This is a genomic window from Curvibacter sp. AEP1-3 (assembly GCF_002163715.1).
Classification (GTDB): Bacteria; Pseudomonadota; Gammaproteobacteria; order Burkholderiales; family Burkholderiaceae_C; genus Allorhodoferax.
The window spans coordinates 3,935,445-3,959,986 of the sequence record NZ_CP015698.1; the positions used below are offsets into that span (position 1 = coordinate 3,935,445).

A 24,542-nucleotide genomic window follows, 5' to 3' on the forward strand; every position below is an offset into this window, starting at 1 on the left:
ACAAGGAGAAGGCATGTCCAACACTGAAACGAACGGTCGTGATGCGTGGCCGAAACGCGTGGAAGAGATCGTTCGCCACGCGATCATGCAGGAGACCAAGCTGCCGGCCCATCAGCTGGCCAGCGACACCACCTTCGAGGAATACGGCATCGAGTCGGTGATGGTGGTGGCGATTACCCGGCGCCTGGAAGAGACTTTCGGTGAGCTCGCGAAGACACTGTTCTTCGAGTTCCAGACCATTCGCGAGCTGGCGGGCTTCCTGGCCCGCGAATACCCGCAGCCGGCCACCGAGCCGACACCTGTGCCGGCATCGGCCGTGGTGAAGCCCGAGCCGATCGTGGCGGTGGCAGCGCCTGCCCCCGCCGCCGCGCCGTCGGCCCCGGTGCCGGTGCAAGCCGCAGTGTCCGCGCCGGCCGTCGCCGCCCAGGAGCCGGGCGCCGCCATGCCTTGCGCGTTCTTGCTGGCCGACGAGCCGGCGGCGGCACCGAACCCGCAGGACGAACCGATCGCGATCATCGGCATGAGTGGTCGCTTCCCGATGGCCGACAACCTGGACGAGTTCTGGGCCAACCTCGTGGCCGGCAAGAACTGCATCTCCGAAGTGCCGGCCGAGCTGTGGGACTGGCGCGAGATCTGGACCACCGAGAAGGGCGTCGAAGGCAAGTCGTACACCCGCTGGGGCGGGTTCATGAACGACGTCGACAAGTTCGACCCGCTGTTCTTCAACATCTCGAACCTCGAAGCCCAGTCGCTGGACCCGCAGGAGCGGCTGTTCCTCGAGACGGTCTATCACACGATCGAGGATGCGGGCTACGCCAGGGAGCAGTTGGCTGGGCGCAAGGTGGGCGTCTATGCCGGTGCGATGTGGAGCCAGTACCAGCTCTACGGTGTTGACTCGGCGAACGCCGGCTCGTCGTACGCGTCGATCGCCAACCGGGTGTCGTACTGGTTCAACTTCACCGGCCCGAGCATCGGGCTGGACACTATGTGCTCGTCGTCGTTGACCACGGTGCACCTGGCGTGCGAAAGCCTGCGCCGCGGCGAGACCGAGCTGGCGATCGCCGGGGGCGTGAACGTCACCGTGCATCCGAACAAGTACATGTTCCTCAGCAAGACCGGCTTCGCGTCGACCGAAGGCCTGTGCCGTGCCTACGGCGAAGGCGGTGATGGCTATGTGCCGGGCGATGGTGTCGGCGCGCTGCTGCTCAAGCCCTTGAGCGCCGCCCAGCGCGACGGCGATCGCATCCTGGCGCTGATCCGAGGCTCGGCGATCAACCATGGCGGCAAGTCGAACGCCTACACGGTGCCGAACCCGAAGCTGCAGGCCTCGCTGATCAAGGAGGCGCTCGACGCGGCCCGTGTCGACCCGCGCACGATCAGCTACATCGAAGGCCATGGCACCGGCACCGCGCTGGGCGACCCGATCGAGGTGCGTGCACTGACGCAGGTATTTGGTGAATCGTCCGACGAGGTCGGCTACTGCGCGCTCGGCTCGGTCAAGTCAAACGTTGGGCACCTCGAGTCGGCTGCCGGCTTTGCCGGCATCGCGAAAGTGGTGCTGCAGATGCGGCATCGGCAGCTGGTGCCGTCGATCCACACCGAGGTGCTGAACAAGAACATCGACTTCGACAAGACGCCGTTCGTCGTGCAACGTACGCTGGCACCGTGGCGCCAGCCGGTGCTGAAGGACGAGCAGGGGCTCGACGTTCGCGTGCCGCGGCGTGCGGGGGTCAGCTCGTTTGGCGCCGGTGGCGCGAACGGCCACGTGGTGCTCGAAGAGTTCGTCGAGGCACCACAGGCGGCCGCGGCAGTGCCCGCCTCGTCGCAGCTGTTCGTCTTCTCGGCGAAGAACAACGAGCGCCTGCAGGCGGTGGTGCAGCGCTTCGTGGCCAGCGCGCTGTCCGATGCACCGGCGCGCGTGGCCGCCGGGCCTGCGGCCGAAGAGGTGATGGCTGTCGTGGCCGGCGCGCTGGGCGTGTCGGTCGGCCTGCTGGATGCGGGCGATGCGTGGACCGATCTGTCGGTGGACTTCTGGGCTGCCGAGCGAATGGCGCGGCGCATCAACCAGGCTTTTGAAACCGCATTGACGGCCGAAGACGTGCTGCGCGCCGGCACGGTGGGCCAGCTCTGCGCGCTGGCCGGCGGGGCCGGTGTGGCGACGAGCGCGAACGAACCGGAGCGCTTTGCCAACCTGGCCTACACGCTGCAAGTGGGCCGCGAGGCTCAGGCCAAACGGCTGGCGGTCGAAGCCGACAGCCTCGGCCAGCTGCGCGAGCGGCTCGAGCGTTTCCTGGCCGGTGCGCAGGAGGCCGAAGGCGTGGCGAACAGCCCCGCGTCGAACCGCGACCGCGTGCAGGCCGATGGCGAGCAGGACCAGGAGTTCCTGCGCTCACTAGCCCGCGGCCGCAAGTGGGCCAAGCTGGCGCGCCTGTGGTGCCACGGCGCCAGCGTGCCGTGGGCCGAATGCCACCGGGGTTGGCCGGTGCGCCATGTCGACCTGCCCTTGTACCCGTTCGCCAAGGAACGCTGCTGGGTGAACAACGCCGCGACGACGGTGAAGCCGGCGGCCGCCGTCAGCGGCCTGGCGGCCCAGTTGAACGCGCTGCAGAGCCTGGACGGCACGCTGCGATTCGATCTGCGTTGGGACGACGTCGCCGCCGATGGCGCTGCCGAGGCCCGCATCATGGGCTGGATCGGCGAGGCGGCGGACTTCGTCGGCGAGCGCGGCAGCGCGAACGATGTGCGCTGGCAGCGCGGCGCGACGCTCGACGCCGGCGCCGCCTTGACGCTGGAGATCGCGCAGGGCCCGGCCGGCGCCGAAGCGCCTGCGGTTCGCCTGCTGGATGAGGCGGCCCAACCGCTGGCCGGCGCAGTGCTGCGCCAGCGCGACGAGACCGGTAGCGAGGTGGTCGCCGCGACGACGGACCTGGCCGCGATCAAGGCCCGCTGCCCGCAGGCGCTGCCGGCGTTCCGCGCTGCGGGCGTGAGCATGGACGATGCGGCTACCGGTGAGCAGACCGCGGTGGCGCGGTATCAGCTTGCACAGCGCACGCTGCCTGCCTGGCAGGCGGCATTGGCGCTGGTCGATGCGGCGGCTGGCCTGGTGGCTCGCGCCTGGCCCGGCGCCGCCGGCAGCGATGCGTCGGCCTGGCGAGTCGACCATGTCCGGCTGGTGGGCGTGTCGGCGCCGGCGGGCTCGATCTTCCTGCGGATGCTGCCCGAAGGTGGCTATGCCGTCGACGCGCTCGACGCGGAAGGGCGCATCTGGATGACCGCGCGCGGGCTGAGTGCGAACCAGGGCGACCCGTTGCTGGAGCGCATGTTCTACCGCCCCGAGTGGGTCGAGCACGCGCTGCCGATGGCCGAGCCGACTGCTGGCGAGGCGAAGGGGGCCGTGGTGCTCGTCTACCCGAGCGCCGCCGCGTTCGTCGCCAAAGGGTTGAAGAAGCGGCTGAACCAGCCGGTACACGAGATCGTGCTGGGCGGCAAGACGGCGGTGCTGTCGGCGCGCTCATGGAGCGTGGCACTGACCGACGAAGCGGCCCTGCCTGCCTGCGTGCAGCACATCGGCGCGATCGACTCGGTCTATTTCCTCGGCGGTGTCAACATCGAGCACTGGCATCCGCGCAGCACCAAGGAGCTGAGCGACGTGCAGACGGCCAGCACGGCGATGCTGCTGCGCCTGGTCAAGGCGATCGAGGCACAGAACGCGTCGCGCCAGCGCTGGTCGCTGCGGATCGTCAGCAACGCCGTCGCGAAGATCGCTGACGACGATGTGATTCAACCGTTCACCGCCGGCCTGCTCGGCTTCGCGAAGGCGCTGACCAATGAGCTGCTGCACGTCGCGACCCAGTGGGTCGACCTGGCGCTCGGCGAAGGCGTCGTGGCGCTGACGCCCGAACTGGGCCAGGACCTCGACCGCGTGATCGCCGGCGTCGGCGACGGGCAGCAGCTGGCGCTGCGCGGCGGCAAGGCCTATCGCCGCACGCTGCGGCCGGCCAGCCTGGCGCAGCCGCAGGCGAGCGCGTGGCGTGACGACGGTGTCTACGTGATCGTCGGCGGCGCCGGCAATGTCGGCGTGCGCATCAGCCAATACCTGGCCGAGCGCTGCGGCGCCAACATCGCGTGGATTGGCCGCCGCGCGGCGGACGACGCGATGCTGGCCCAGTGCGCCAAAGTGGACGCTGGCCGCGTCCGCTACTACCAGGCCGACATTGGCGACGACAAGAAGCTGGCCAAGGCACTGCAGAAGATCGAAGCCGAGATGGGGACGCTGCGCGGGGTGTTCCATTCGGCGATGGCGTTCTCGGGCGGCCGTCTGGCGACGCTGACCGAAGCCGAGTTCATCGACGCGCTGCATGCCAAGACGATCGGCTCGCACGCGTTGTACCGCGCGCTGAAGGGTCGCGACCTCGACTTCCTGATGTTCTTCTCGTCGGGCGAGGCGTTTGTCGGCAACAAGGGCTGGGGCGCCTACACGGTGGCCTGCAACTTCCAGGACGCCTTCAGCCTGCACCTGCGCGAAGAGACCGGCTGGCCGGTCCACGTCATCAACTGGGGCTTCTGGGAAGGCAACGACCGCGGCGACCCCGAGCTGCTGCGCGCCAAGGGCATCTACCCGCTCAACGGCGAACAAGGCGGCCAGGCGATCGAGCGCCTGCTGGCCAGTGGGCTGGGCCAGGTGATGGCACTGAACGTCTCGGATGCCGTGCTCGAACGCATGGGTGTCGAGCTGCCGAAGTCGGCCCAGCCGGCACCGGCGAAGCCCACGGCGCGCCCGGTCGTCGAGTCGAAGGTCGCCGAGGCGGGCCGCGAGGTCGGCAAGGTGATCGAGCAGATCTCGCAGCAGGCCAAAGTGGCGCATGTCGAGGCGGCGTTGACCGTCGACGCGGTGGCGGAAAGCGTGCGGGCGATCGTGGCCGACACGCTGATGATCGAGCGCGAGAAGATCGACCTTGATGCCGACTTGGCCGACTTCGGTGTCGACTCGCTGATCGTCGTCAACTTGCACCGCGCACTCGAAGAGCTGGCTGGCACGCTGCCCGCGACGCTGTTCCTCAACTACCAGTCGGTGCGCGAGGTCGCCGAGTTCCTGATCAACAACCATGTCGAACAGGCGCGCCAGTTGTTGGGCGGGTCGGCTCCGGCCGCGGTTGCGGTTGCGGTACCAACCGAGACGCAGGCGCCTACGCCCGTCGCGGTGGACGAGACGCCGGTACAGGTCCTGACGACGTCGACCGGGCCGACGGCGGCCGAGCTGTCCGACCGGGCCCGCGTGCTGCGCCGCATCCCAGCCGACCAGATCGAGTCGTTCCTGTTCTCGTACGGTGACCTCTTCCGCGAAGGCCAGCTGGCAAATGCGCAAGCGAGCGGCACGGCCGAGGTCGGTGCGGACGAGCTGCTGCACCTGTTGGTCGAAGTGCCTTCGTGCCCGCAGGTCGAGGTGTTCGTCACCGGGGAGGGCTCGTCGCTGGTGCTGATGCCGGCGGTCGCGCTGACCGCGCCGGTCTGGCTGCGACAACTGGAGTCGCTGCGCACGCAGTACCGCCTGATAGTGATCCACGCGCCGGGCTACGGGCTCAGCAAGGCGATCCGCGAGTCGACCGCCGCCGGCGTGTCGCGCGTGTTCTCCGAGGTGCTGCAGCGTCTGATCGGCGCGCAGCCGGCGCACCTGGTGTCGTCGTGCTTCGGCTCGATCGCGGCGGCGCACCTGGCCCGCTTCCATCCGGAACAGGTTGCGTCGCTGAGCATGGTCGGCGGCTTCTACGACGGGGCCGACCTGCCACCGGTGACGGCCGACAACCTCTCGATCGAAGAGGTGATGCAGATGATCCAGACCGTCTCCGGGTCGCTGAAGCTGGACTTCGACACCGTCGCGGCGCAGTGGTCGGCCGACGATCCGCGCCGGCTCGAGACCGAGCGCATGGGCGGCCTGTTGATCGGCAGCCAATGCGCCAACCCGCTGGTCGCGATGCGCTACCTGAACGAGATGATCACGCTGTCGACGCTGGACTGGATGCGCGAGATCCGCCTGCCGGTGAACTTCCTGTTCGGCGATCTGGACACCGTGATCCGCCCGGTGCACTCGCAGAAGATGCACGAGGCCACGGTCGGCTCCGGCCTGGTCGAGATCAAGGGCTCGGGCCACTACCCGTTCCTGACCCACTCGGGCGAGTTCGACGACGTGCTGACCCGCTTCGTGACTCAGGTCGATGCGACGCTCACGTCGGAGGCCGCGGCCGATTCCTCTGTCCTTTCCTGAAGGTCCTGACAACCATGCGCAATTCACTTTCCTACCAGCTCGAGATGCGGCTGGACCAAGCCACGGGCTGCCTGACCGGTGTGGGTTACATCCAGAGCCTGCGCGATTCACGCGACCTGTGGCTCGATGGCCGCCGCGTCAGCGTCACCGAGCACCCGGCGTTCGCCGGGTTGCGCAACGAGATGGCGCGCCTGTACGACCTGCAGCACCGCTCCGACCTGCGCGAGGCGATGTCCGAGCCGCTCGAAGGCGCGCCGTATCGCGTCAGCCACTCGTATGCGCTGCCCTACACCGAAGAGCAGCTGCAGGCCAAGTGGGCCAACTCGCACCTGTGGATGGAGCACAGCTGGGGCCAGCTGCCCCGGGTGCCCGACTTCATGGCTAACGTGGTGGTCGGCCTGTACGACTACCGCGAGGCCTTGGCCAAAGTCGACCCGCAGTTCGGCGACAATGCGGCGCACTACCACGCCTACTGCAGCCGCCACGACCTGAGCATCACCCATGCGATCGGTGACCCGCAGATCGACCGCTCGGCCGGCCCGAGCGACAACCCCGACCTGGCGCTGCGCGTGGTGCGCGAGACGCCCGATGGCGTGGTGATACGCGGCGCGAAGCAGGTGGCGACGCTGGCGCCGTTCGCGCACGAGGTGCTGATCTACATGTCGCCGACGTTCGCGATGCGCGACAAGCCGGAGTTCGTGATTTGGTGCGCCCTGCCGATGCAGACGCCGGGCCTGCGCGTGATGTGCCGCGAGGCACTGCCGCGCACCGAGGGTAGCTTTGCCCACCCGTTCGCCGGCCGCTATGACGAACAGGACGCGATGCTGTTCTTCGAAGACGTCTTCGTGCCGCGCAACCGCATCTTCCTGCTACGCGACGCCAAGACCGCTTTCGACGGCTTCCGGCGCCTGAACGTCTGGTCTCTCTATGTCGGCCAAATCCGCTTCTATCACCGGATGATGACCCACCTGGCGGTCGCCGCGATGGTCAGCGATTCGATCGGCGTCAGCGGCTTCCGCGAGATCCAGGGCAAGCTCGGCGAGCTTGCCACCTATGTCGAGATGACCAAGCTGGCGCTGCTGGGCATGGAAAAGCAGACGGCTCGCACACCGGGTGGGCTGCTGGCGCCGGGCTCGACGCTCGGTCCCGATGCCTTCGCGGCGCAGATAGGCACGCGGGCCAGCGAGATCCTGCGCGAGCTCGGTGCCTCGGGCCTGCTGATGCAGCCCAGCGAAGCGGACCTGGTATCGCCCGAGCTGCGCCCGCTGCTCGAGCGCTACATGTGCGGCAAGGACATCGATGTCGACCGCAAGGCCCGGCTGTTCCGCATGGCCTGGGACCTGACTTGCGACAGCTACGGCATGCGCCAGGAGCTCTACGAAAAGTGGAACCGCGGCGACCTGGCGCGCAACCGCATCGCGCTGTTCAACACCCTGGACCGCTCGGCGATTACCCAGCGAATCCAGGAGGCGATCGCATCGCCGTCGTTCGGCCTGCAGGACCGCCCGGTGCCCGAGTGCGCCACCAAGGCGCCCGCTGCCGCGCCGGCCGTCCACGCGCTGCCCGAATCCTCTCTCCAATGACAAAAAGGACGACCCTGCCATGAGCCAACAACAAACTGCCCCTGGGGGCCCGCAACAACTGCCCCCAGTGTGGGCCATCGTGATCCCGGTGTTTATCGAGTTGGTGCTGACTTTCTCGGTGTTCTTCTCGGATTCTTTCTTCCTCAGCCGGATCTCCGACGCTGTCGCGGCGAGTGTCGGCACGACGATCCCGATCTTCATGGTCTGCGTGCTGGTTGCAATGATGATGGCGCAGGGCGCCAGCAACGCCGCCGGCCAGTTCAACGGTGCCGGCCAGGCCAAGGAGGCGGGCCGGATCTATTGTGCCGCGCTGGTGGTCAACGCCGGCTTGGGCCTGCTGGCCGCGCTGGTGATGGGCCAGGGCGCGTCGGCGATCGCCGCGGGCCTGGGGCTGGCCAGCGACGAGCATCGTCACGCAACCGAATTCATGTCGGCCATCGCGCCGGCGCTGGTCTTTATCGGGCTGAAGTACGCGATCGGCACGGTGTTCGTGTCGCGCGGCCAGACTGTCTGGACGATGTTCGGCGGCGTCGTCGCGATCGTCGTCAACATCGTGCTGAACATCGTCTTCCAGCGGGCAGGCATGGGCATCGAAGGCGTCGCGTTGGCCACCATTCTGGCGCAGGTAGTGGTGATCGTGTTCTATGTCGTCGTGATGCTGACCAAGGTAAGGTCGCCGCACGAGTGGCGGGCCTTCTTCGCCGCGCCGGCCGAGCCAATCCGCAACGTGCTTCGCATCGGCGTGCCGTCTGTCGTGCAACCGGTGTCGGCCGAGCTGGCGATGCTGGTGATCGCCGCGGCGGCCGTTCACCTCGGCACCGAGGCGATGGCGGCACGCGTCTACGTGATGAACTTGGCCACGGTGGCAATCTGCTGGGCCGCGGCGGTCTCGATCGGCAACCAGGTGCTGGTGGCGATCCTGGTCGGATCTGGGCAGCCGCAGGCGGCCAACGCGGTGCTGACATCGAACCTGCGCATCGCGGTGGTGGGCAGCCTGCTGATCGCGCTCGCGCTTTGGGCATCGGGGGGCACTCTGGTGGGCATCTTCACCAAGGACCCGAAGATCATCGCGATCAGCATGGACCTGCTGGTGCTGGCGATCCTTCTCGAGCCGGCGCGCTCGTTCGGTACGCTGTCCAGCTTCGCGCTTAAGGCGGCGGGCGATGCCAACTACCCGGCGGCCGTCGGGCTGGGGGTGACCTGGCTGGTGGCCGTGCCGCTGGCCGTCTACCTGTGCCTCTACAGTGGCCTGGGCATGGCTGGCCTGTGGGTTGGGCTGGTGGTTGACGAAACGCTGCGCGGCATGATCAATTTCCGGCGCTGGCAGTCTGGTAGGTGGCAGAGTAAGGCGTTAACGATGTCTGTTTCTGTAGCCAAGGAAGCGCTATGAGTACTCTATCTTTGATTGATGCTGACTGGCGGCAAAGACCTACCTGCACGAAAAATTCCGCACAAGTAAGCAGCCCCGATAAGTTTCGCTCCACGACCTTTGCGCCGTCTGCTTTAAAAACAATGACTTAGCTAAGTTTTTCGGAGCGAAACTTGTGCTACGGCGCTTACTTTTCGATTTAACTGAATTTGGAGAATTTAATGGAATATGAAATTGTTGATTATGGCGGCGTGACAATTGTTGGCATCTCTTCCAGAGTGGACAACAGCGATGCTGGTTTCAAGAAAATAGAACTTCTATGGAAGGAATTTTTTGAACGAAGTATCAAGCGTAAGCTTGGTCTTGAAGGCGATTCTGAAATTTGCGAGGCATATTTTGATTATGAAAGCGATGCCAACGGCCCCTACACAATTGTCCTGGGCGCACTGCTGCATCCGTATGTTCCTCCAATGAACGAGGAGTTGGTGATGCACCATGTTGAAAAAGGGCGTTATGCGAAGTTTCACACTGCCAACCCAAATGGTATCCGTGATGTTTGGAAACACGTTTGGGGTCGTACTGATTTGAATCGTCGCTACGCTTGCGACTTCGAGCTAATTAGCTCACAGGGTGCCGACGTGTATGTGTCTGTGAAATGACAGGGAGTGAGGCTGTTGCGCAAGTCATCGAAGTTGAAAACCACCATGCTGAAGGTACATCCCGATCGTCCGTCGCTGGAACCTAACATGGCACCGGAGGCGCTCGACGCGTTCTACTGGTACATGCAGGAGTTGGTGACTTATTGCCGCGAGCAGGGTCTGTCGACCCAGGGGCACAAGCACGAAGTGTTAGAAAGGATTCGCGATCACCTCTGCGGTAGGCTGGTCATGACGCCACGGGAGTCTGCTCGTACCAGAGCGACTCGTGCAGCTACCGGCGATCACACGATCACGTTCGAAACACGGATCGGTCCCGACTACAAGTGCGATGCCAACACCCGAGCCTTATTCGAGTCAGTCATTGGCCCGCACTTTCACTTCACCGCGCACCTGCAGAGATTTCGCCGTGCCAACACGCACCGACAACTAACCTATGGCGACTTGGCGACCGAATGGATCGCCGAACACGAGCGGCGCAAGGACAAGAACTACAAGTCCACGCTGATGCACACCTGGGAATACAACCGCTTCGTCCGGGACTACATGCGCGACAAGGAGCGCAACCAGGGCAAGACCCTGAAGGACGCGGCAGCCGCCTGGAACGCCCTGCGCCAGTCGTGCGGGCCACGTGACTACGCCAGCAGCATCGCCGCACGGGACGCCGAGGACAGCCGAGCCGCGCACCCCTACCGAGACCCACAAGCATGATCGATTCCGCCGGCCGCTGCATGGCCTGTCCAGCCCCAAACGACGGCCTGCACGTGTGGCAGGTCGACCTGGACGACCCGCACGCCCGCGCCGACGACTGCGCGCAAGTGCTGGACGCCGGCGAGCGCGCGCGTGCGGACCGGTTTGCCTTTGCGCCGCTGCGCCAGCGTTACCTGGCGGCGCATGCAGCGCTGCGCGGGGTCCTCGGCCTGTCGCTGGGCCGCGCGCCGGACGCGATCGCGCTGCGTACCGATGCCAACGGCAAGCCCTGCCTGGCCGACGCGCCGCGCCCGCTGCACTTCAACTTGTCCCACTCAGCGGGCATGGCGCTGGTGGCGGTGTCGTGGCGGCACGAGGTCGGCGTCGACCTGGAGCGCTGGTCCGAGCCGGCGCACCTGATGGCGATGGTCGGGCGCTATTTCAGCGTCAGCGAGAAGGAAGCGTTCTGGACGTTGTCCGACGACCAACGCATGCACGTTTTTCATCGCTGGTGGACGCTGAAGGAGGCCTGCCTGAAGGCCACCGGCGTCGGCCTGCGGTTTCCGCTGGATGCCTTCAGTGTCGAGTTCCGACCGCAGTTCCGACCGCGGCTGCTGGACGGCCCTTCGACGATGCAAGGGCTACAACTGTGGTCGCTGGACATGCCCGGCGCCGGCTGGTCTGCGGCGTTGGCCTGGGCGCAGCCCCAAGCCAACGGCGTGCGGCCGTCGCCCACCGTTCGACAGTGGTCATGGCAAGGATGGAGGATTTGAGATGTCGTACCTGGACGCTTTGACAAGACCGGCGCCCACTCCGGCCCTGGCACCGTCGCCCGCTCCGATCGTGAGCGCGCGGCCCGTTCGCTCGCCGTGGGTCGGGCTTCAGACCGGCGCGCCCGGCGCGCGGCTGCGGCTCATCGCTTTCCACCACGCGGGGGGCAACGCGAGCTTCTTCCAGCCCTGGCTGAAAGAGTTCCAGTCGCTCGAATGGCTCGAGTTCACCGCCGTGCAGTTGCCGGGCCGCGGTCGGCGCTTGTCTGAACCGCCATTCACCGAGCTGCCGCTACTGCTCGACGCCATGGATGAAGAGCTGCACGAGCTGACCGACCAACCGTACGTGCTGTTCGGCTTCAGCATGGGCGCGATCCTGGCCTTCGAGCTCGCGCTGCGCCGGCAGCGGCAAGGGCGGCGCATGCCGCTGGCCCTGGTGTTGGCCGGGCGAGGTGCGCCGAGCGCCGTCCGCCCCACCGTCAGCCGCGCTGCGTTCTCGCGCGAAAAGATCGTTCGCGAGTTGACCCGGCTTGGCGGAACGGACCCGGTGCTGCTGCAGGACGGCCCGTTCCTGGATGTCTTCATGCGCACCTTCCAGGCGGACTTCGCGATTGCCGACGCGCACCACTGCGCGACGCCCGAACCGCTGCGCTGCGCGATACATGTGTGGGGCGGCGCCGACGACCCCGAGGTGTCGATCGAACGCATCTTCCGTTGGGACGACTTCGCCGGCGACGCCTTCGTCAGGCACCTGTTTCCCGGTGGTCACTTTTTCTTAAGAAGCGCGCATGCACCCGTGATGGAGAACTTGATGAGAGTACTAGACACAGCCAGGAGGACTTCATGCTGACCTTCATGTTTCCGGGTCAGGGTGCCCAGCACCGCGGCATGGGGGCTGCCTTATTCGAGCAGTTCCCGCGCCAGGTCGAGCAGGCCAACGCGATCCTCGGCTACGATCTGCCGGCGTTGTGCCAGCAGAGCGGGCCGAAGCTGAACGACACCGCCTTCACGCAGCCGGCCCTGTTCGCCGTCAACGCGCTGGCCGAGATGTCGGTGCGCCGCACCGGCGTCGAGCCGGACTTCGTGATCGGCCACAGCCTAGGCGAATACAACGCGCTGCTGAGTGCGGGCGTGATCGATTTCGAGACCGGCCTGCAGCTGGTGAAGATGCGTGGCGAGCTGATGGCGCGGCAGAACGGCAAGGGCACGATGATCGCGGTGCTCGACCCCGACCTGGCGCAGCTGCAGGCGGTGGCCGACGATCTGTCGCCGGATTTCTGCATCGCCAACGACAACTCGCCCAAGCAGCTCGTCTGCGCCGGCTCGGTGGCCGCGGTCGAGGAGGCCTCGCGGCGCATCAGCGCCGGCAACATCGGCAAGGTCGTGCCGCTGAAGGTCAGCGGCGCGTTCCACACACGCTTCATGGCCGATGCTGCGGCCGAGTTCCGCCAGTTCTGCGCGCGCTACAGCTTCAAGCCCGGCCGACTGCCGGTGGTCTCGAACCTGAGCGCCCGGCCGCACGACGGGCGCGACTGGCCCGAGCGCCTGTCCGAGCACCTGACCCGGCCGGTGCAGTGGCGCCAGAGCCTGGCCTACCTGCGCCAGCAAGGGCCGATGCTGTTCCAAGAAGTCGGCCCCGGCACGGTGCTGACCACGCTGGCTAAAGCCAACCTCACACTTCACTGAACGGGAGTCCAGATCAAATGTTCGAGACCATCACCCAGTCCCATGTCGAACGCCTGCGCGAGCATCCGTTCATCCAGCGCTGCCGCGAGGGCACCATCACGCGGCATGAGCTTAACGTCTTCCTGGCTCAGCAAGCCAAGTACAGCGGTTACTTCACCCGCTACCTGTGCGCGCTGATCTCCAACCTGCGCGACAACGAAGACGTGATGCGCCTGGCCGAGAACCTGGCCGAGGAGCTGGGCTTCGGCGAAGACGACAGCGAACCGCACGCCAAACTGTTCGCGCGCATGCTGTCCGAGCTGGGCGTGCACCAACACGAGGTGCCGACCTTCCCCGAGACCGAACACCTGATCGACACCGCGCTGCACTACTGCAAGCAGCGCAACCCGGCCTACGGGTTGGGCGCGCTGTGCCTGGGTGCCGAGGCCATCGTTGCGCCGCTGTACAGCGACATCATCGAAGGCTTCCTTGCCAACGGCGTCAAGCGCGAGCAGCTGAAGTTCTTCGAGATCCACGTCGAGTGCGATGACGACCATGCCGAAACGATGCGGCAGATCCTGCTGCGCATTCAGTCCGAGCGGCCGCAGGACGCGGCGCTGATCCTGGAGGGTGCGCAGGCCATGATCGATGCGCGCCTGGAGTTCTTCAACGGCGTCCTGGATGGAGCACAGCAAGCATGTCATTGACCACCACCCATTCGTCGGGCGATTTCGCCAAGGTCCCCGCCGCCCTCGACGCGACGCTGCCGGACCGGCTGCTGCACGCCAACGTTGTCGGCAATACCCACGTCGGTGACCGCGACTTCTCGCAAGAGCGCCGGCACCAGGTCAACGTGGTCGACCTGCCCTCGAAGGTCATCAGCATGACCGTCGGCGGCCTGGAGCCGGGGCAGAGCACGCGCAAGCACCGGCACAACTACGAGACGCTGATCTATGTGCTCGAAGGCGAGGGCAAGTCAGTCATCGGCGAGCGCGAGGTGGCGTGGAAGCGCGGCGACGCGTTCTACATCCCGGTCTGGGCCTGGCACCAGCATATCAACCTCAGCGCCGAAAAACCTGCCTCCTACCTGGCTTGCGAGAACGCACCGCACCTGCAGAACCTGGGCGTCGCCCTGCGCGAAGAGGCCTGAGAGCACTGACTACCCATTCATACTGAGAAACGAGGATCCATCATGTCAAAATTGACAGCGTGCGCCACTGCGCTCCAGACCGCCATTCCCGATGCGAATGTGGCACTACCCGCCGCCGCGACTCTCAAGGCGCTCGACTTGGTCGCGCAAGGGCCGACCGACCAGAGCCCCACGCCACTCAAGGCAAGCGGCGTCGTGCAGTGGTGGTTCGATGCGCGCAAGCTGCCAAGCAAGCGCATCCTGCCGATGGTCGAGCAGAGCAACTGCACCCACATCGTGGTCGAACACGCCCAGCATCGCACGTTCACCACCGCGAAGCAGAAGGTCGTCGTCGTCGATGCGTCGGCGCAGCTGAAAGACCTCGAGCCCGGTGCCTGGGTGATGACGCGCGAAGAGCCGCTTCGCCGCCAGGCCGCTGCACTGGGCCACAAGGCCGGCCTGTTCATCGACGTGATGGACCTGGAGCGCGAGTTCCCGCACTGCATCGAGGTCTGCGAGCGCGGCGACGATTTCGTCGTGATCGACATAGAGCATGCCACCTACATTCCGTACGAGCTGCTGTTGGCTAAGGCCGAAGGCAAGCCAACCAAGATTTTCCGCAACGTGCCGATCAAGGGCCTGCAAGGGGTGGTCGACGACATAAATCAGTCGCTGAACGCCTTCGCGACGATGGAGCACGGCATCGGTGTCGTGCTGCGCACCGAGCATGCCGAGGTGGTCGAGAACCTGTCGCAGCGCATCGATCAACGCCGGGACACACGCATCCAACTGGTCAAGGCGCTCGTCGAAGAGGTGCAGCACACGGGGCTGGGCCACCGGGTCTGCGTCGACTGCACGTCGATGATGTCGGTCGAAGAGGGGATGATCGTTGGCTCGACCGGCTGGGGCGGGCTGTTCGTCTGTTCCGAGACGCACTACCTGCCGCACATGAACCTGCGCGAGTTCCGCGTCAATGCCGGCGCCGTGCACTCGTACATCTGGGGTCCGGACGACAACGTCAAGTACCTCAACGAGATGCGGGCCGGTGCCGAGGTGCTGTGCGTCGATCTGCACGGCAATTCGCGTGTCGTGACGGTGGGCCGGGCCAAGATCGAGCGTCGGCCGATGCTGAAGATCCGTTGCAGTGTCTCGCTCGACAGCGTGAGCCCGGAGATGCGGGAGGCCATCTTGTCAACGAACGCGGCCAAGCGGGCGGTGACGCCAAGTCAGGAAACGCTTGCACACGAGGATCCGGACCGTGTTTACCTAAACGCATTCCTGCAGAATGACTGGCATGTCCGCCTGATGGGTGCAGATAGGAAGGTGCGACATGCGACCTTGGTGGAACCAGGTGACGAACTGCTGGCTCATGTTGAGCTTCCAGGGCGGCATACAGGATTGCGAATTTCGGAAAGCATATTTGAACAGTAACGGCAAATGAAGACTTTTGATGCTCCAGCGAACCCGAGCATGAAGTCACTCCGAAGGCAACTTTGAATCGCCCAAGGTTTCCGCAGTGTAAGGACAGCGACCATCAATTGGAGGGCATTTGTTGGAAGAGCAGGTTTGGGTTCAAGTCCGTATTTCACCACCATAAAACTTGCAAAGACACTCTCTTTGCATGTCGATTAACCCCGTCAGGCCCCGCGTCTGCTGGGGTTTTTCACTTCTGTTTGCGGACTTGGCTACCCGCCGCGATGCCTGATTTTGGTGTGAACAATTAAAAGTAAATGGGAAAAAGCACAAGTTAGTGAGAAGAATTATTTTGAAATCTCATATTGGAAATCAACATGACTATTAGCAAACGTAAACCCTCCGCAAAAGTGCTTGCTAAAAGCCTATTTCGACTTGTTCTGGAGGCTGAGAGGCTTGCCGCAAAGCTAAATCAATTTGGTAATGGTCAGTACGTCACATCCGTTGAATCCGCAGCTCGTCAAATTTCAAGCGCAGCAATGCGCCTTGAACAGTCAGCATTCGGGAATTAGCAAAAAGTAGTCTCACTAACTTCTGCACTTTGTCTCATAAACTTCTATATGAAATCAGTAAAAACTGGCTTAATTTTCTCAACAACTTCTGATTATTCACATGCCTTGTAGCTCAGTCAGCCGTATTTCGATTGGGAGACGCGCAGAAATAGAAAAGGGCCGACTTTGCTGAATGAACTGTCTCCGCACCGCTCAACCATTCGGCTCATACCGAATTGGAGTACGACCGCCACACAGAGGCGGCCACAAGCAAGCTTACGTCTTGACCCCACTCTCGCAGAGCGACCTGGACATTGTGCGCACTTGATCTTTCGCCGGGATCTTCGGGTTCACACTGAGCAGAGGCTGCAATTCGCGCGACAACGACTAGCTCCGCAAGCCGGAGCCAAAATTCCAGCGCATCTTGTTGCGCCAGTCGCTCGTAGTCAGGACTTCCGAATTCGCGTCCGACGGGAGCCATGGTTTCCCAAGCCTTGTCTTCATCAGATTGCAGCCTGTTGCGCCGTCTATTTTCCATTCTGAGCCTTGGCGGTTTTGCCCTTGACCTCGTGCCAGCAACAAGACTGACGTAAACCGAATCCTTCGTCAACACCTATTTTTAGCGGAGCAACACGAAAGCGGAAACGCCATAAAAAAACCGCCAAGGTTGCGCGTGCTGGCAGCAGAAGCGTGGCGATTATATTGATTCTATTTTACCGAATCTTCGTATCGAATTCAGAGCTACGTTTACATCAAGCCAATTCAGGATAGAAGCCCTTGAGATCGGGCTATCGTGATCATTCACAAAACCATTCAAGCCAGCAACAGGCTGCTAGAACTACTCCCCATTTCAGTGCCAGGGAGGAAGCCTTACCGAGCGCAGCTTCGTGTCAACACTTTAATTGAACGGCTCGTGTCGGGGTAGGGCTTGCCCTCCAGCGTTACCTTGCGAAAAACCGCTTGCAGCACCTTGTACGCCAGCACTGACGGGTGGCCATAGCGGGGTGAAACCTCGATCACCAGGCCGCGATTGCCGTCACGGTACTGGAGCACCCCTTGGCGGTTTTTGGCCTCATGCCGGTCGAAACAGAAATAGCGCCCCTCCAGCCGGACAACCTGAAGCTCCTCAAGCAGCGGGTCAGGCTTGCTGAGGGCTTTGATAGCAGTCGCTTCGCTTTCTGCTTCCGGGTTGTGGGGGAGGGTAGGGGTCATAAAAGTGATGGGTGGATTACGCGATGCACTCGCCAGCGAGTGCATCCACGTCTTCCGAAACAGACCGCACGGTTACAAACTCGGGGCCTTGCTCGACAAGCTCGGCTAGGCGAGTCATGTCCGCATCGCTGAGAGGTTGTGCAGCATGGGGGAGGGGAGGGCGGTCTGTGCTCATGGTGTGGCTATGTCGGACGTCCGACATTTTTGGTGTGTGGCTCATTCAGTCGATGGCCAGGTACTCCCGAAGTTGCTCGGCCACCAGCTTCCTATCGGCGGTGGGAAGCGTTCCGACGCGCTTGTGAACGTCAGCGTCTTCAATCACCGCCACCTTGCTGGTTCGAACCACGGATGCAATGGGCAACCCGGCAGCACTCAATTCACTGATGGAAACATCACCATACTGAGCGGCGTTCGTGGCGTTGGTAATCATGGCCACGATGTATTTGCCGTTGCGCTGTCGCAGGGCATCCGTCGAAACGATGACGGCAGGGCGGACTTTGTTGGTCTTTTGGTCAGTGAAAGGGAAGGGGACTACCACGATGTCCCAACTGCGGTAATAGGACATGGAGCGTTTAGCGGAGGGAGTCATAGGCGGCATCGGCTTCCGAGTTCCACTCGGCGAAAAGGCGGAAAGGGTTGTCCTTACGCTCTTCTTCGTTGGTTGGCATGACAAATTGGGGCGGCTGTGGTGCGCGACCGGCGTTCATGTAGAAGCGAACCGCTTCACGGAAAAACTCCGAGCGGTTGCGGCCTTCGACCTTACAGACCTCTTCAATTTGTGTTGCCATCGGCGCAGGGATGCTGATAGCAAAGCGCTGATAGTGTGGGGTTGGCATGTTTTCTTTCCTCATAGTATGCGTACAGTATTACGCAGTATTCACAAAAAGTCAAATGGATGCTATGATACAACCATGCAAGCAACAATTATCTCCGTCGCCAACCAGAAGGGAGGCGTCGGCAAAACCACCAGCACCGTGAACCTGGCTCGCGCCTTAGTCGAGGCGGGCAAGCGTGTGCTTGTTATCGACAGTGACCCGCAAAGCTCGCTGTCTATCGTGCATGGACTTGACCCACGCCGCCTGCGTGAGCTGGATGCCACGGGCAAGACTTTTTATTTCGGCCTGGTCAAAGATGCGCCGCTCGATGCGCTCATCATTGATGGTGCGCCGTCGCTCATTCCGGCCAGCATTCGCTTGGCCAACGCTGAGACTGAATTGGTATCGCCCTTTGGTGTGGCCACAGTGCTCAAGGAAAAATCGCGTCACTGCGTGACCGCTTTGACTTCATCCTGATTGACTGCCCGCCCACGCTGTCACTGCTGCCGGTGAACGCACTCACAGCCTCGAATGCCGTGGTGATTCCGTGCAAGACGGATTACCTCTCCATCATGGGCATTCCGCTGCTCATGGAGACGATTGAAAACGTGCGCCGCCTTGCCAACACGGGCCTCAAAATCATCGGCATCCTGCCCACACTGTTCAATGCCCGTGCCGCCCACGATGCCGAAGCCCTGCAAGAACTCCGCGCATCGGTCGCATCGAGGCGCGTCGAAGTCTTTGAGCCGGTCAACCGTTCGACGGTGTTTGACAGGGCCAATGTTGAATCCAAGGCCGCGCTCGAACTCTTCCCTGATTCGCCAGGAATTGAGCAATACAAGGTCGTAGCCCAAAAATTTATTGAACTCCATGCCTCCCAAAAATAAGACGCCAATGAGTGCCAAGATTCGCGCCGATATGTTCGGGGCGAGTGCAGATTTGCCGCGCATCATTGAGCTGGACATTCAGCAGGTAGAGGCGAACCCTGACCAGCCGCGCAAATTCTTTGACGAATCCGCCTTGATGGAGCTGGCACAGTCCATCGAAGCCAAAGGCTTGCTCCAGCCCGTGCTTGTGAAAGTCTTGGAAGGTGAGCGCTACATGATCGTGGCCGGGGAGCGCCGCCTCCGCGCCCACCAGTTGCTTTCACGCCCAACAATTGCCGCCGTTATCACGGAGGGTGACACTGACGAAGTGGCCATCATCGAAAACGTGCAGCGCGAAAATCTGCGCCCGATGGAGCTGGCCGAATCGCTCGGCAGGCTCATGGAAACCCACGGCTACACCCAGGAAGATGCTGCTAAAGTTATCGGTAAGGCACGTAACACCGTCACGGAATTGCTTTCACTGCTTAAGCTGCCGGAAGCTATAGAAGTCCAATGTCGGACGTCCGACATAGCTTCAAAATCGTTCCTAGTGGAGCTTGCCCGGATGGATGCCGAAGCCATGCAAGAGGCGTGGCATACTTTAAAAACAACCGGCCAGGCATCTGTACGCGCAGCACGTGCGCGTAAAGCAGGAGAGCCATTGAAAGAAGACAAGCGGTCTGATACGCCTTTTCAGAAAGCAGAGAGGGCGCTTTGGATTGCTGTGAAAACACTAGAGTCTAGTGTTGAAAGTTTCGATAAATCAGAAAAGCAGAAACTTTCCGAGATCAAAAAATTAATCGACAATTTAATTTAACGTCACATAAGGGGTCTGAGGTGAAGTATCTGCGAAGTGGCTTGTTACTTTCTATTGCCTGTCTTGTCACTGGTTGCGGCGGCGGAAGTAGTGGTGGTGGTGAGCAAATATCTGGGAAAGTGATTGACGGATATATCTCTGGAGCCGATGTTTATTGGGATTGCAACAATAATCATCAACTAGACAGTGGTGAATTGTCCGTGAAGACAACTATTGGAGGTTTATTTAATATAGCCCCAGCCCCAAATAGTAATTGTGCGTTAGCTGCTTATGTTGGCATTGGAGCAATTGACTCTGACAATCCAAATCAAGCAATCATTAGTCCATATACACTGCTTGCAGCCCCTGGAAAGCCAGAAATTATTACGCCACTGACATCAATGGTGTATGGGCTTTTAAAGTCATCGCCAGAAATGACAGTGGATGATGCAGATAAAAAAATCGTTGCAGAGCTAGGGCTAGGCTCCTCAGTTTTTAAAAATTACATGCCAGATTCCGATGCATATGACGAAAAAAACAAACTAGCAGCAAAGTATATCGCTCAGAATCTTCAGGTGCAGGTTGCATCAAGTAATGACGTGCTCGCCACAACATATCAAAGTGTTAAGAGCGCATCACAGGATTCATCATTTTATTCTTCCTTAAAAAACGGATACACTCCGTTCAATTACGATAAAAATTATTTACTTAATTATTTCAAGATTAATATTCCTGCGCCAAACAGTAATTTTATTGCTGTTCTGAGTGACCACAAGGAGTCTGCCGAAAATAATTCTTATATGGAGCAGATTGCAAATAAACTTACTTCAGATGGAAATGTGGGATATGGCGCCCCATATTTTAATGGTTACGATTCTGTAGCTTTGCGCGACTGGATGTTTGGAATTAAAAATAGAAATATTGGACAAAATAATCCAGACGTAGGAACTGTTATTTCTAAGTTTAGGTCAGATAGGGATTCTAAACTCAATGAATTAAGGCAAAATATTTCTTATATTAGTGAGGAAACGGGGTTCTTTACTGCTTATGCTGGTTTGTTTACAACAGACGGTAGAGCGACATTTGACTATATGCTAGGAAGTGCTTCTGCAATCTTGTCAATGGAGATTGATGCAGTTGATATTTACGTATCACAGGGGATGGCAAACAGGCTGAAATCAACTGCCATTGGAGTCAAACACTTAGATAGATTGGAAAAACTAAAAAAATCTATCGAGGCTATTGGGCTAGCTCCAGATACTGTTGCATGCTATCTTGATTCTAGTGACTACATCAAAGGCAAAACTGACTCGCCTAGGAATCTAATTAAATCATGCAAAGATTTTGTTACTGGATTAAATGGAGTTTTTGGGAAAATCAAAACGATTGACGTATTGTCTAACATTGGCTCTACTGCCGTAGATGGAACAATCTTAGCAACTGCCAATTTTTCAAAATTAGATACAAGAGAGAAAACCGTAGCGTATTGGAAGCATTTTCTCGATGCTTTCGATTCTGTTAAAGACTTGTATTCTATTGTGGCGCAACCTGGCAGTGTGAGTAGGGCCGTTGCGAGTGTTGATATGGCACGGCAGCTTGTTGGTATGTATATCAATGCTGTTGAGCTGACGGATAACGTAATGGCTTCTAAAGCGGCAGCAATTGAAGCATTTGATAAGCAAACAAAAGATGTTTTCGCATCTTACTATGCGAACTACGTCGGTGCTTATTCTTGGTATTTTACCGTTGTCGACTCTACAAAGGATGTGTATTTGAAAAATGCTTCACCACGGAGTGTAACGGCAGGCAGCGGTGTCAAGTTTACTATTTCTGGCGGTAATTTTCCTCTTTCCAGTGGCCTCACTGCCTCTATTGGTGGGGCCAACTGCTCTATTTTGGGGGATAGTAGCGTTTCAGTATTGAATGTGACTTGCGATATAACATCTGATTCAACATCTAAAATGCTGAGTATTAAATATAATGGCTCCGATATCGTTGGCTCGCCATTTGCCGTATCAATAAGCCCTGCGAAAGTGGAAACGCCACTTTGTGAGGCGGGAATTGATATTATAAAAGTTGCCACTCTAAGTATTGAGTCAGATTTTCTTGAAAATTCTGACGCAACTTGCTATTTTACAAATAAATACGCTTACAAAGGCTATTTAGTAGCTCGTCACACTGATAGCCACTTGTATTTGCTTGTAGATATACCTCCCGGTGGAATTGACCATGGAGTTTTACCAAAGTACTGGCATTCTTACTCTAAAACAGCAGGGTATTGGCAATCAGTAGACTACTCAGGAACGTTCGTTGGATTGTATTTTAATCCATCTGGTTCAAAAATAAGATCTGATGGCGATATTTCCATTTCTGTCAATGGGCCATTCCTAAATACTCAGCCAGTCGGCATAGTATATTATCCAAGTGAATTTGTGAGCATTACGCCTCCATCTAATCCTAATGATGGAGATATATGGTATTCATATCTTTCACTTGGAAAGTCGTCGGTTTATAAGAATTACTCTTCAGGCTGGACTACAAATTCCAATTTCGGACTGCTTTATAAAAATGGGATGACATCCTCAGTTGCTTTTGCTTCTCATGTATATGCCAAATTGGCAGTTCCGAAATCCGATATTGGCATATCTCTGCCTGGCAAGACCTCAACATATATGTCAGTCAAACTGACAAATAATTATGGCAGAGGTTATTATTTGATAACAAAAGATGGACAAGCTGCTAATGTTTACAAAATTCAATTTTTAGACTAGATTTTCAGAAAAGCGTTCGTTATGTTTTATGCTAACCATCCAGGGGGAGGTCACGTGGGTGTGGGGAGGCGGCGAAAAGCGCCGTGACCCCGGTTTCCCAAGGTCACGCGCTTCGCCGCTCGCGCTATCAGAAATACCGCGTTTCAGCCCTTTGCTGGATGACCTGAAGCGGTGTGTCTTGGAAGTACAAGTCACGCTCAATTGCGCACCCAACCATGCCACGCGCTTCCATGAGCGCACTCAGGCAAAAGGAACCCAGCTCGGGAAAGTCCCCGTTCACAAAACCATAGAACGTGTCGATGCCGTCGAACTCGATGGCGTACCGCGTCTAGTGAAAGTCGGGGTAAAAGAACTTTGCTAAAACGAGCGGGTTTTCTTGCCCTGCTGTGGCTCCTATTTGCGGGAACCGTGCGCGTAGCTCCTGGGGGAGCAGTTGATGAATCTCCATAGTGATTTGTAATGATTATTTTTCGATGCGCGAGCTGACGAAGCTCGCACGTCGAGGCGGGCAGCCCGCGGGTGCCCTGAAGCAGTCAAGGAAAGCGTAGCGGCTTGACGGCGATAGGGCGTGGGCTAGACTGGCCGACTGCGAGAGAGGAAGCCTGGCTGGAGGGTTGCTGTATCTGTGACAGAAAAAAACCCGCGTGAGCAAACAAGGTTTTTGTTGTCTCCATTGCAGCACTAGCCATAAAATACGTTATGCGCATAACGTGTTTAGGAGTGTCCCATGCACAAAAGAATGACCATCACACTGGACGAAGTGGTGTATGACGGCCTGTACCGCACCATCGGCAAACGCCGCATGAGCCAGTTCATTGAGGACTTGCTGCGCCCGCACGTCCTGGACACATCGCTGGATGATGGCTACCGTGCCATGGCTGCGGATGCCGCTCGTGAGACTGAAGCGCAAGAGTGGTGCAACGCACTGGCCAAGGACATGCACAGCGAAGCGCGGTAAGTCTCTGACGCTTCAGAAAGGAAAACTTGAATGAAAACAACCATTAAACAATGGCTATTGGCTATGACGTGTGCGCTGGGTGCGTGTTTGCCGCTTTCTAGCCAAGCCGAGCCGTATTTCACCAATAGGGAAGGCAACCTGATTTGGGACAAAGCCACTAATTTGGTGTGGCAGCGCTGCAGCGTAGGGCAGACGTGGGATGGTAAAACCTGTGCTAGTGAAGCTAAGATGTTCACGTTGGATGAAGCGCAAAAGCAGGCCGGGAATGGCTGGCGTGTGCCTACTATTCGTGAACTGGCGAGTTTGATTTATTGCAGTAGCGGACAGACCAGAGAAAAAAATGACCCAAAAGACGGTGGCCCAGCCATTGCCAAGGGGTGCGATGATGACTATTCCAGTCCAACCATCAACACTAAAGCATTTCTTGCTGTGTCAGATAGTGATTTTTGGGCGTCCTCGCCGTATGTGGGCGATTCATACTTTGGCTGGGTCGTCGATTTTCTCAATGGCCGGGTCGACAACCGCAACCGCGACATCGACAAGCGCGTTCGGTTGGTTCGTGCCAGTCAGTTATCGGGCAGCGAAGCTGCTTCGGCGTTTTCCATCAAGATCCCTGATGCCCGAGAAGGGGTTATTGCGGAGATGAAAAACCTGCTTGCCAGAGGTCCGCAGGCTTTGTACATGCTCGCGGGCCAAGCCCAGCGCGGCAAGAATGCTGAGATCAACGGCAAAACTTACAGCGCAGCCAAGTTGTATGAGCTGATCATTCAGTACTTCCCGCAAAGCGAATTTGCTGTCAAGGCCTCCGACCAGCTCACCGCCGTGGACAGAACCGAACGGCAAACCAATGCGGTGCGGGACGCCGCTGCTGCGCAGCGGGACGCCGCTGCTGCGCAGCGCGATGCCGACCGCAATGCCAGCAACCGCTCGCTTTGTTTTTCGGAGGTGCGCAGATGCGAAGCAAGATGCCGAGAATGGGGTGGCATTAGCGAGAACTCTTGCATTCGAGAATGCCAGCGCAGCTGCGACTGATGGA

General features: G+C 59.9%; 20 protein-coding genes and 1 pseudogene. 17 read left to right on the forward strand and 4 right to left on the reverse strand.

From position 1 onward, the window contains the following. Positions 1-13: 13 nt before the first annotated feature. The 12 genes from AEP_RS18395 (at position 14) to AEP_RS20800 (ending at position 16,109) form a co-directional block, all read left to right on the forward strand. The gene (locus tag AEP_RS18395) at positions 14-6,262 is read left to right on the forward strand and encodes an alpha/beta fold hydrolase (RefSeq protein ID WP_087496737.1); all 6,249 of its coding nucleotides are present in this window, start codon (positions 14-16) and stop codon (positions 6,260-6,262) included. Positions 6,263-6,276: 14 nt separating this feature from the next. After that, on the forward strand, positions 6,277-7,845 hold the full coding sequence (locus AEP_RS18400) for a 4-hydroxyphenylacetate 3-hydroxylase family protein (protein ID WP_198301858.1): 1,569 nt from the start codon (positions 6,277-6,279) through the stop codon (positions 7,843-7,845). Positions 7,846-7,864: 19 nt separating this feature from the next. Beyond that, complete coding sequence (locus AEP_RS18405) at positions 7,865-9,235, forward strand: MATE family efflux transporter (RefSeq protein ID WP_087496738.1); 1,371 nt, start codon at positions 7,865-7,867, stop codon at positions 9,233-9,235. Between the two features lie 200 nt (positions 9,236-9,435). Further along, the gene (locus tag AEP_RS18410) at positions 9,436-9,873 is read left to right on the forward strand and encodes a GyrI-like domain-containing protein (protein WP_087496739.1); all 438 of its coding nucleotides are present in this window, start codon (positions 9,436-9,438) and stop codon (positions 9,871-9,873) included. Between the two features lie 45 nt (positions 9,874-9,918). After that, on the forward strand, positions 9,919-10,581 hold the full coding sequence (locus AEP_RS18415) for a DUF6434 domain-containing protein (protein ID WP_232459869.1): 663 nt from the start codon (positions 9,919-9,921) through the stop codon (positions 10,579-10,581). Further along, positions 10,578-11,333: a 4'-phosphopantetheinyl transferase family protein gene (locus AEP_RS18420; RefSeq protein WP_087496740.1), complete on the forward strand. Its 756-nt coding sequence runs from the start codon at positions 10,578-10,580 to the stop codon at positions 11,331-11,333. Before AEP_RS18415 ends, AEP_RS18420 begins: the two co-directional genes overlap by 4 nt. Position 11,334: 1 nt before the next feature. Next, the gene (locus tag AEP_RS18425) at positions 11,335-12,180 is read left to right on the forward strand and encodes a thioesterase II family protein (RefSeq protein WP_157673214.1); all 846 of its coding nucleotides are present in this window, start codon (positions 11,335-11,337) and stop codon (positions 12,178-12,180) included. Then, complete coding sequence (gene fabD / locus AEP_RS18430) at positions 12,174-13,016, forward strand: ACP S-malonyltransferase (RefSeq protein ID WP_087496742.1); 843 nt, start codon at positions 12,174-12,176, stop codon at positions 13,014-13,016. The genes AEP_RS18425 and fabD overlap by 7 nt, the downstream gene beginning before the upstream one ends. Before the next feature lie 17 nt (positions 13,017-13,033). Beyond that, positions 13,034-13,702, forward strand: a complete 669-nt coding sequence (locus tag AEP_RS18435) for a TenA family transcriptional regulator (protein WP_087496743.1) — start codon at positions 13,034-13,036, stop codon at positions 13,700-13,702. Continuing rightward, entirely contained in the window at positions 13,693-14,145 is a 453-nt protein-coding gene (locus AEP_RS18440; RefSeq protein ID WP_087496744.1) for a cupin domain-containing protein, read from the forward strand. Before AEP_RS18435 ends, AEP_RS18440 begins: the two co-directional genes overlap by 10 nt. 42 nt (positions 14,146-14,187) lie before the next feature. Next, positions 14,188-15,555, forward strand: a complete 1,368-nt coding sequence (locus AEP_RS18445) for a 3-dehydroquinate synthase II (RefSeq protein WP_087496745.1) — start codon at positions 14,188-14,190, stop codon at positions 15,553-15,555. Between the two features lie 359 nt (positions 15,556-15,914). After that, positions 15,915-16,109 carry a hypothetical protein gene (locus tag AEP_RS20800; RefSeq protein WP_157673057.1) on the forward strand — a complete coding sequence of 65 codons (195 nt, stop codon included), beginning with the start codon at positions 15,915-15,917 and terminating at the stop codon, positions 16,107-16,109. Between the two features lie 849 nt (positions 16,110-16,958). Here AEP_RS20800 and AEP_RS18450 read toward each other — a convergent pair. The 3 genes from AEP_RS18450 to AEP_RS18465 form a co-directional block, all read right to left on the reverse strand. Continuing rightward, the gene (locus tag AEP_RS18450; protein ID WP_087496746.1) at positions 16,959-17,300 is read right to left on the reverse strand and encodes a hypothetical protein; all 342 of its coding nucleotides are present in this window, start codon (positions 17,298-17,300) and stop codon (positions 16,959-16,961) included. 220 nt (positions 17,301-17,520) lie between these two features. Further along, positions 17,521-17,889 carry a type II toxin-antitoxin system PemK/MazF family toxin gene (locus tag AEP_RS18460; protein ID WP_157673215.1) on the reverse strand — a complete coding sequence of 123 codons (369 nt, stop codon included), beginning with the start codon at positions 17,887-17,889 and terminating at the stop codon, positions 17,521-17,523. Continuing rightward, complete coding sequence (locus tag AEP_RS18465) at positions 17,873-18,136, reverse strand: CopG family ribbon-helix-helix protein (protein WP_157673216.1); 264 nt, start codon at positions 18,134-18,136, stop codon at positions 17,873-17,875. The genes AEP_RS18460 and AEP_RS18465 overlap by 17 nt, the downstream gene beginning before the upstream one ends. A 75-nt stretch (positions 18,137-18,211) precedes the next feature. Here AEP_RS18465 and AEP_RS21180 point away from each other — a divergent pair. From AEP_RS21180 to AEP_RS20805, 3 genes and pseudogenes are all read left to right on the forward strand, one after another. Further along, positions 18,212-19,002: pseudogene (locus AEP_RS21180) on the forward strand (ParA family protein). 7 nt (positions 19,003-19,009) lie between these two features. Beyond that, positions 19,010-19,798 (forward strand): ParB/RepB/Spo0J family partition protein, encoded by a 789-nt coding sequence (locus AEP_RS18475; protein ID WP_157673217.1) that lies wholly within the window; start codon positions 19,010-19,012, stop codon positions 19,796-19,798. 20 nt (positions 19,799-19,818) lie between these two features. Further along, positions 19,819-22,548, forward strand: a complete 2,730-nt coding sequence (locus AEP_RS20805; protein WP_157673218.1) for a hypothetical protein — start codon at positions 19,819-19,821, stop codon at positions 22,546-22,548. Between the two features lie 127 nt (positions 22,549-22,675). Here the strand turns inward: AEP_RS20805 and AEP_RS21415 are convergent, their stop codons facing one another. Further along, a complete protein-coding gene (locus AEP_RS21415; protein ID WP_087496751.1) occupies positions 22,676-22,864 on the reverse strand; it encodes a DUF2958 domain-containing protein in 189 nt (62 codons plus the stop codon). A gap of 411 nt (positions 22,865-23,275) precedes the next feature. Between AEP_RS21415 and AEP_RS18485 the strand changes: the two genes are divergently transcribed. Both AEP_RS18485 and AEP_RS18490 read left to right on the forward strand, forming a co-directional pair. After that, on the forward strand, positions 23,276-23,506 hold the full coding sequence (locus tag AEP_RS18485) for an addiction module antitoxin (RefSeq protein ID WP_087496752.1): 231 nt from the start codon (positions 23,276-23,278) through the stop codon (positions 23,504-23,506). A gap of 30 nt (positions 23,507-23,536) precedes the next feature. Next, the gene (locus tag AEP_RS18490; RefSeq protein WP_087496753.1) at positions 23,537-24,538 is read left to right on the forward strand and encodes an Lcl C-terminal domain-containing protein; all 1,002 of its coding nucleotides are present in this window, start codon (positions 23,537-23,539) and stop codon (positions 24,536-24,538) included. The last annotated feature ends 4 nt before the right edge of the window (positions 24,539-24,542 follow it).

Excerpts from the sequence above, each read along its gene's own strand:
- AEP_RS18395 (WP_087496737.1), top strand. The coding sequence starts at position 14 with ATGTCCAACACTGAAACGAACGGTCGTGATGCGTGGCCGAAACGCGTG.
- AEP_RS18400 (WP_198301858.1), top strand. The coding sequence starts at position 6,277 with ATGCGCAATTCACTTTCCTACCAGCTCGAGATGCGGCTGGACCAAGCC.
- AEP_RS18405 (WP_087496738.1), top strand. The coding sequence starts at position 7,865 with ATGAGCCAACAACAAACTGCCCCTGGGGGCCCGCAACAACTGCCCCCA.
- AEP_RS18410 (WP_087496739.1), top strand. The coding sequence starts at position 9,436 with ATGGAATATGAAATTGTTGATTATGGCGGCGTGACAATTGTTGGCATC.
- AEP_RS18415 (WP_232459869.1), top strand. The coding sequence starts at position 9,919 with ATGCTGAAGGTACATCCCGATCGTCCGTCGCTGGAACCTAACATGGCA.
- AEP_RS18420 (WP_087496740.1), top strand. The coding sequence starts at position 10,578 with ATGATCGATTCCGCCGGCCGCTGCATGGCCTGTCCAGCCCCAAACGAC.
- AEP_RS18425 (WP_157673214.1), top strand. The coding sequence starts at position 11,335 with ATGTCGTACCTGGACGCTTTGACAAGACCGGCGCCCACTCCGGCCCTG.
- fabD (WP_087496742.1), top strand. The coding sequence starts at position 12,174 with ATGCTGACCTTCATGTTTCCGGGTCAGGGTGCCCAGCACCGCGGCATG.
- AEP_RS18435 (WP_087496743.1), top strand. The coding sequence starts at position 13,034 with ATGTTCGAGACCATCACCCAGTCCCATGTCGAACGCCTGCGCGAGCAT.
- AEP_RS18440 (WP_087496744.1), top strand. The coding sequence starts at position 13,693 with ATGTCATTGACCACCACCCATTCGTCGGGCGATTTCGCCAAGGTCCCC.
- AEP_RS18445 (WP_087496745.1), top strand. The coding sequence starts at position 14,188 with ATGTCAAAATTGACAGCGTGCGCCACTGCGCTCCAGACCGCCATTCCC.
- AEP_RS20800 (WP_157673057.1), top strand. The coding sequence starts at position 15,915 with ATGACTATTAGCAAACGTAAACCCTCCGCAAAAGTGCTTGCTAAAAGC.
- AEP_RS18450 (WP_087496746.1), bottom strand. The coding sequence starts at position 17,300 with ATGACCCCTACCCTCCCCCACAACCCGGAAGCAGAAAGCGAAGCGACT.
- AEP_RS18460 (WP_157673215.1), bottom strand. The coding sequence starts at position 17,889 with ATGACTCCCTCCGCTAAACGCTCCATGTCCTATTACCGCAGTTGGGAC.
- AEP_RS18465 (WP_157673216.1), bottom strand. The coding sequence starts at position 18,136 with ATGCCAACCCCACACTATCAGCGCTTTGCTATCAGCATCCCTGCGCCG.
- AEP_RS18475 (WP_157673217.1), top strand. The coding sequence starts at position 19,010 with ATGAGTGCCAAGATTCGCGCCGATATGTTCGGGGCGAGTGCAGATTTG.
- AEP_RS18485 (WP_087496752.1), top strand. The coding sequence starts at position 23,276 with ATGCACAAAAGAATGACCATCACACTGGACGAAGTGGTGTATGACGGC.
- AEP_RS18490 (WP_087496753.1), top strand. The coding sequence starts at position 23,537 with ATGAAAACAACCATTAAACAATGGCTATTGGCTATGACGTGTGCGCTG.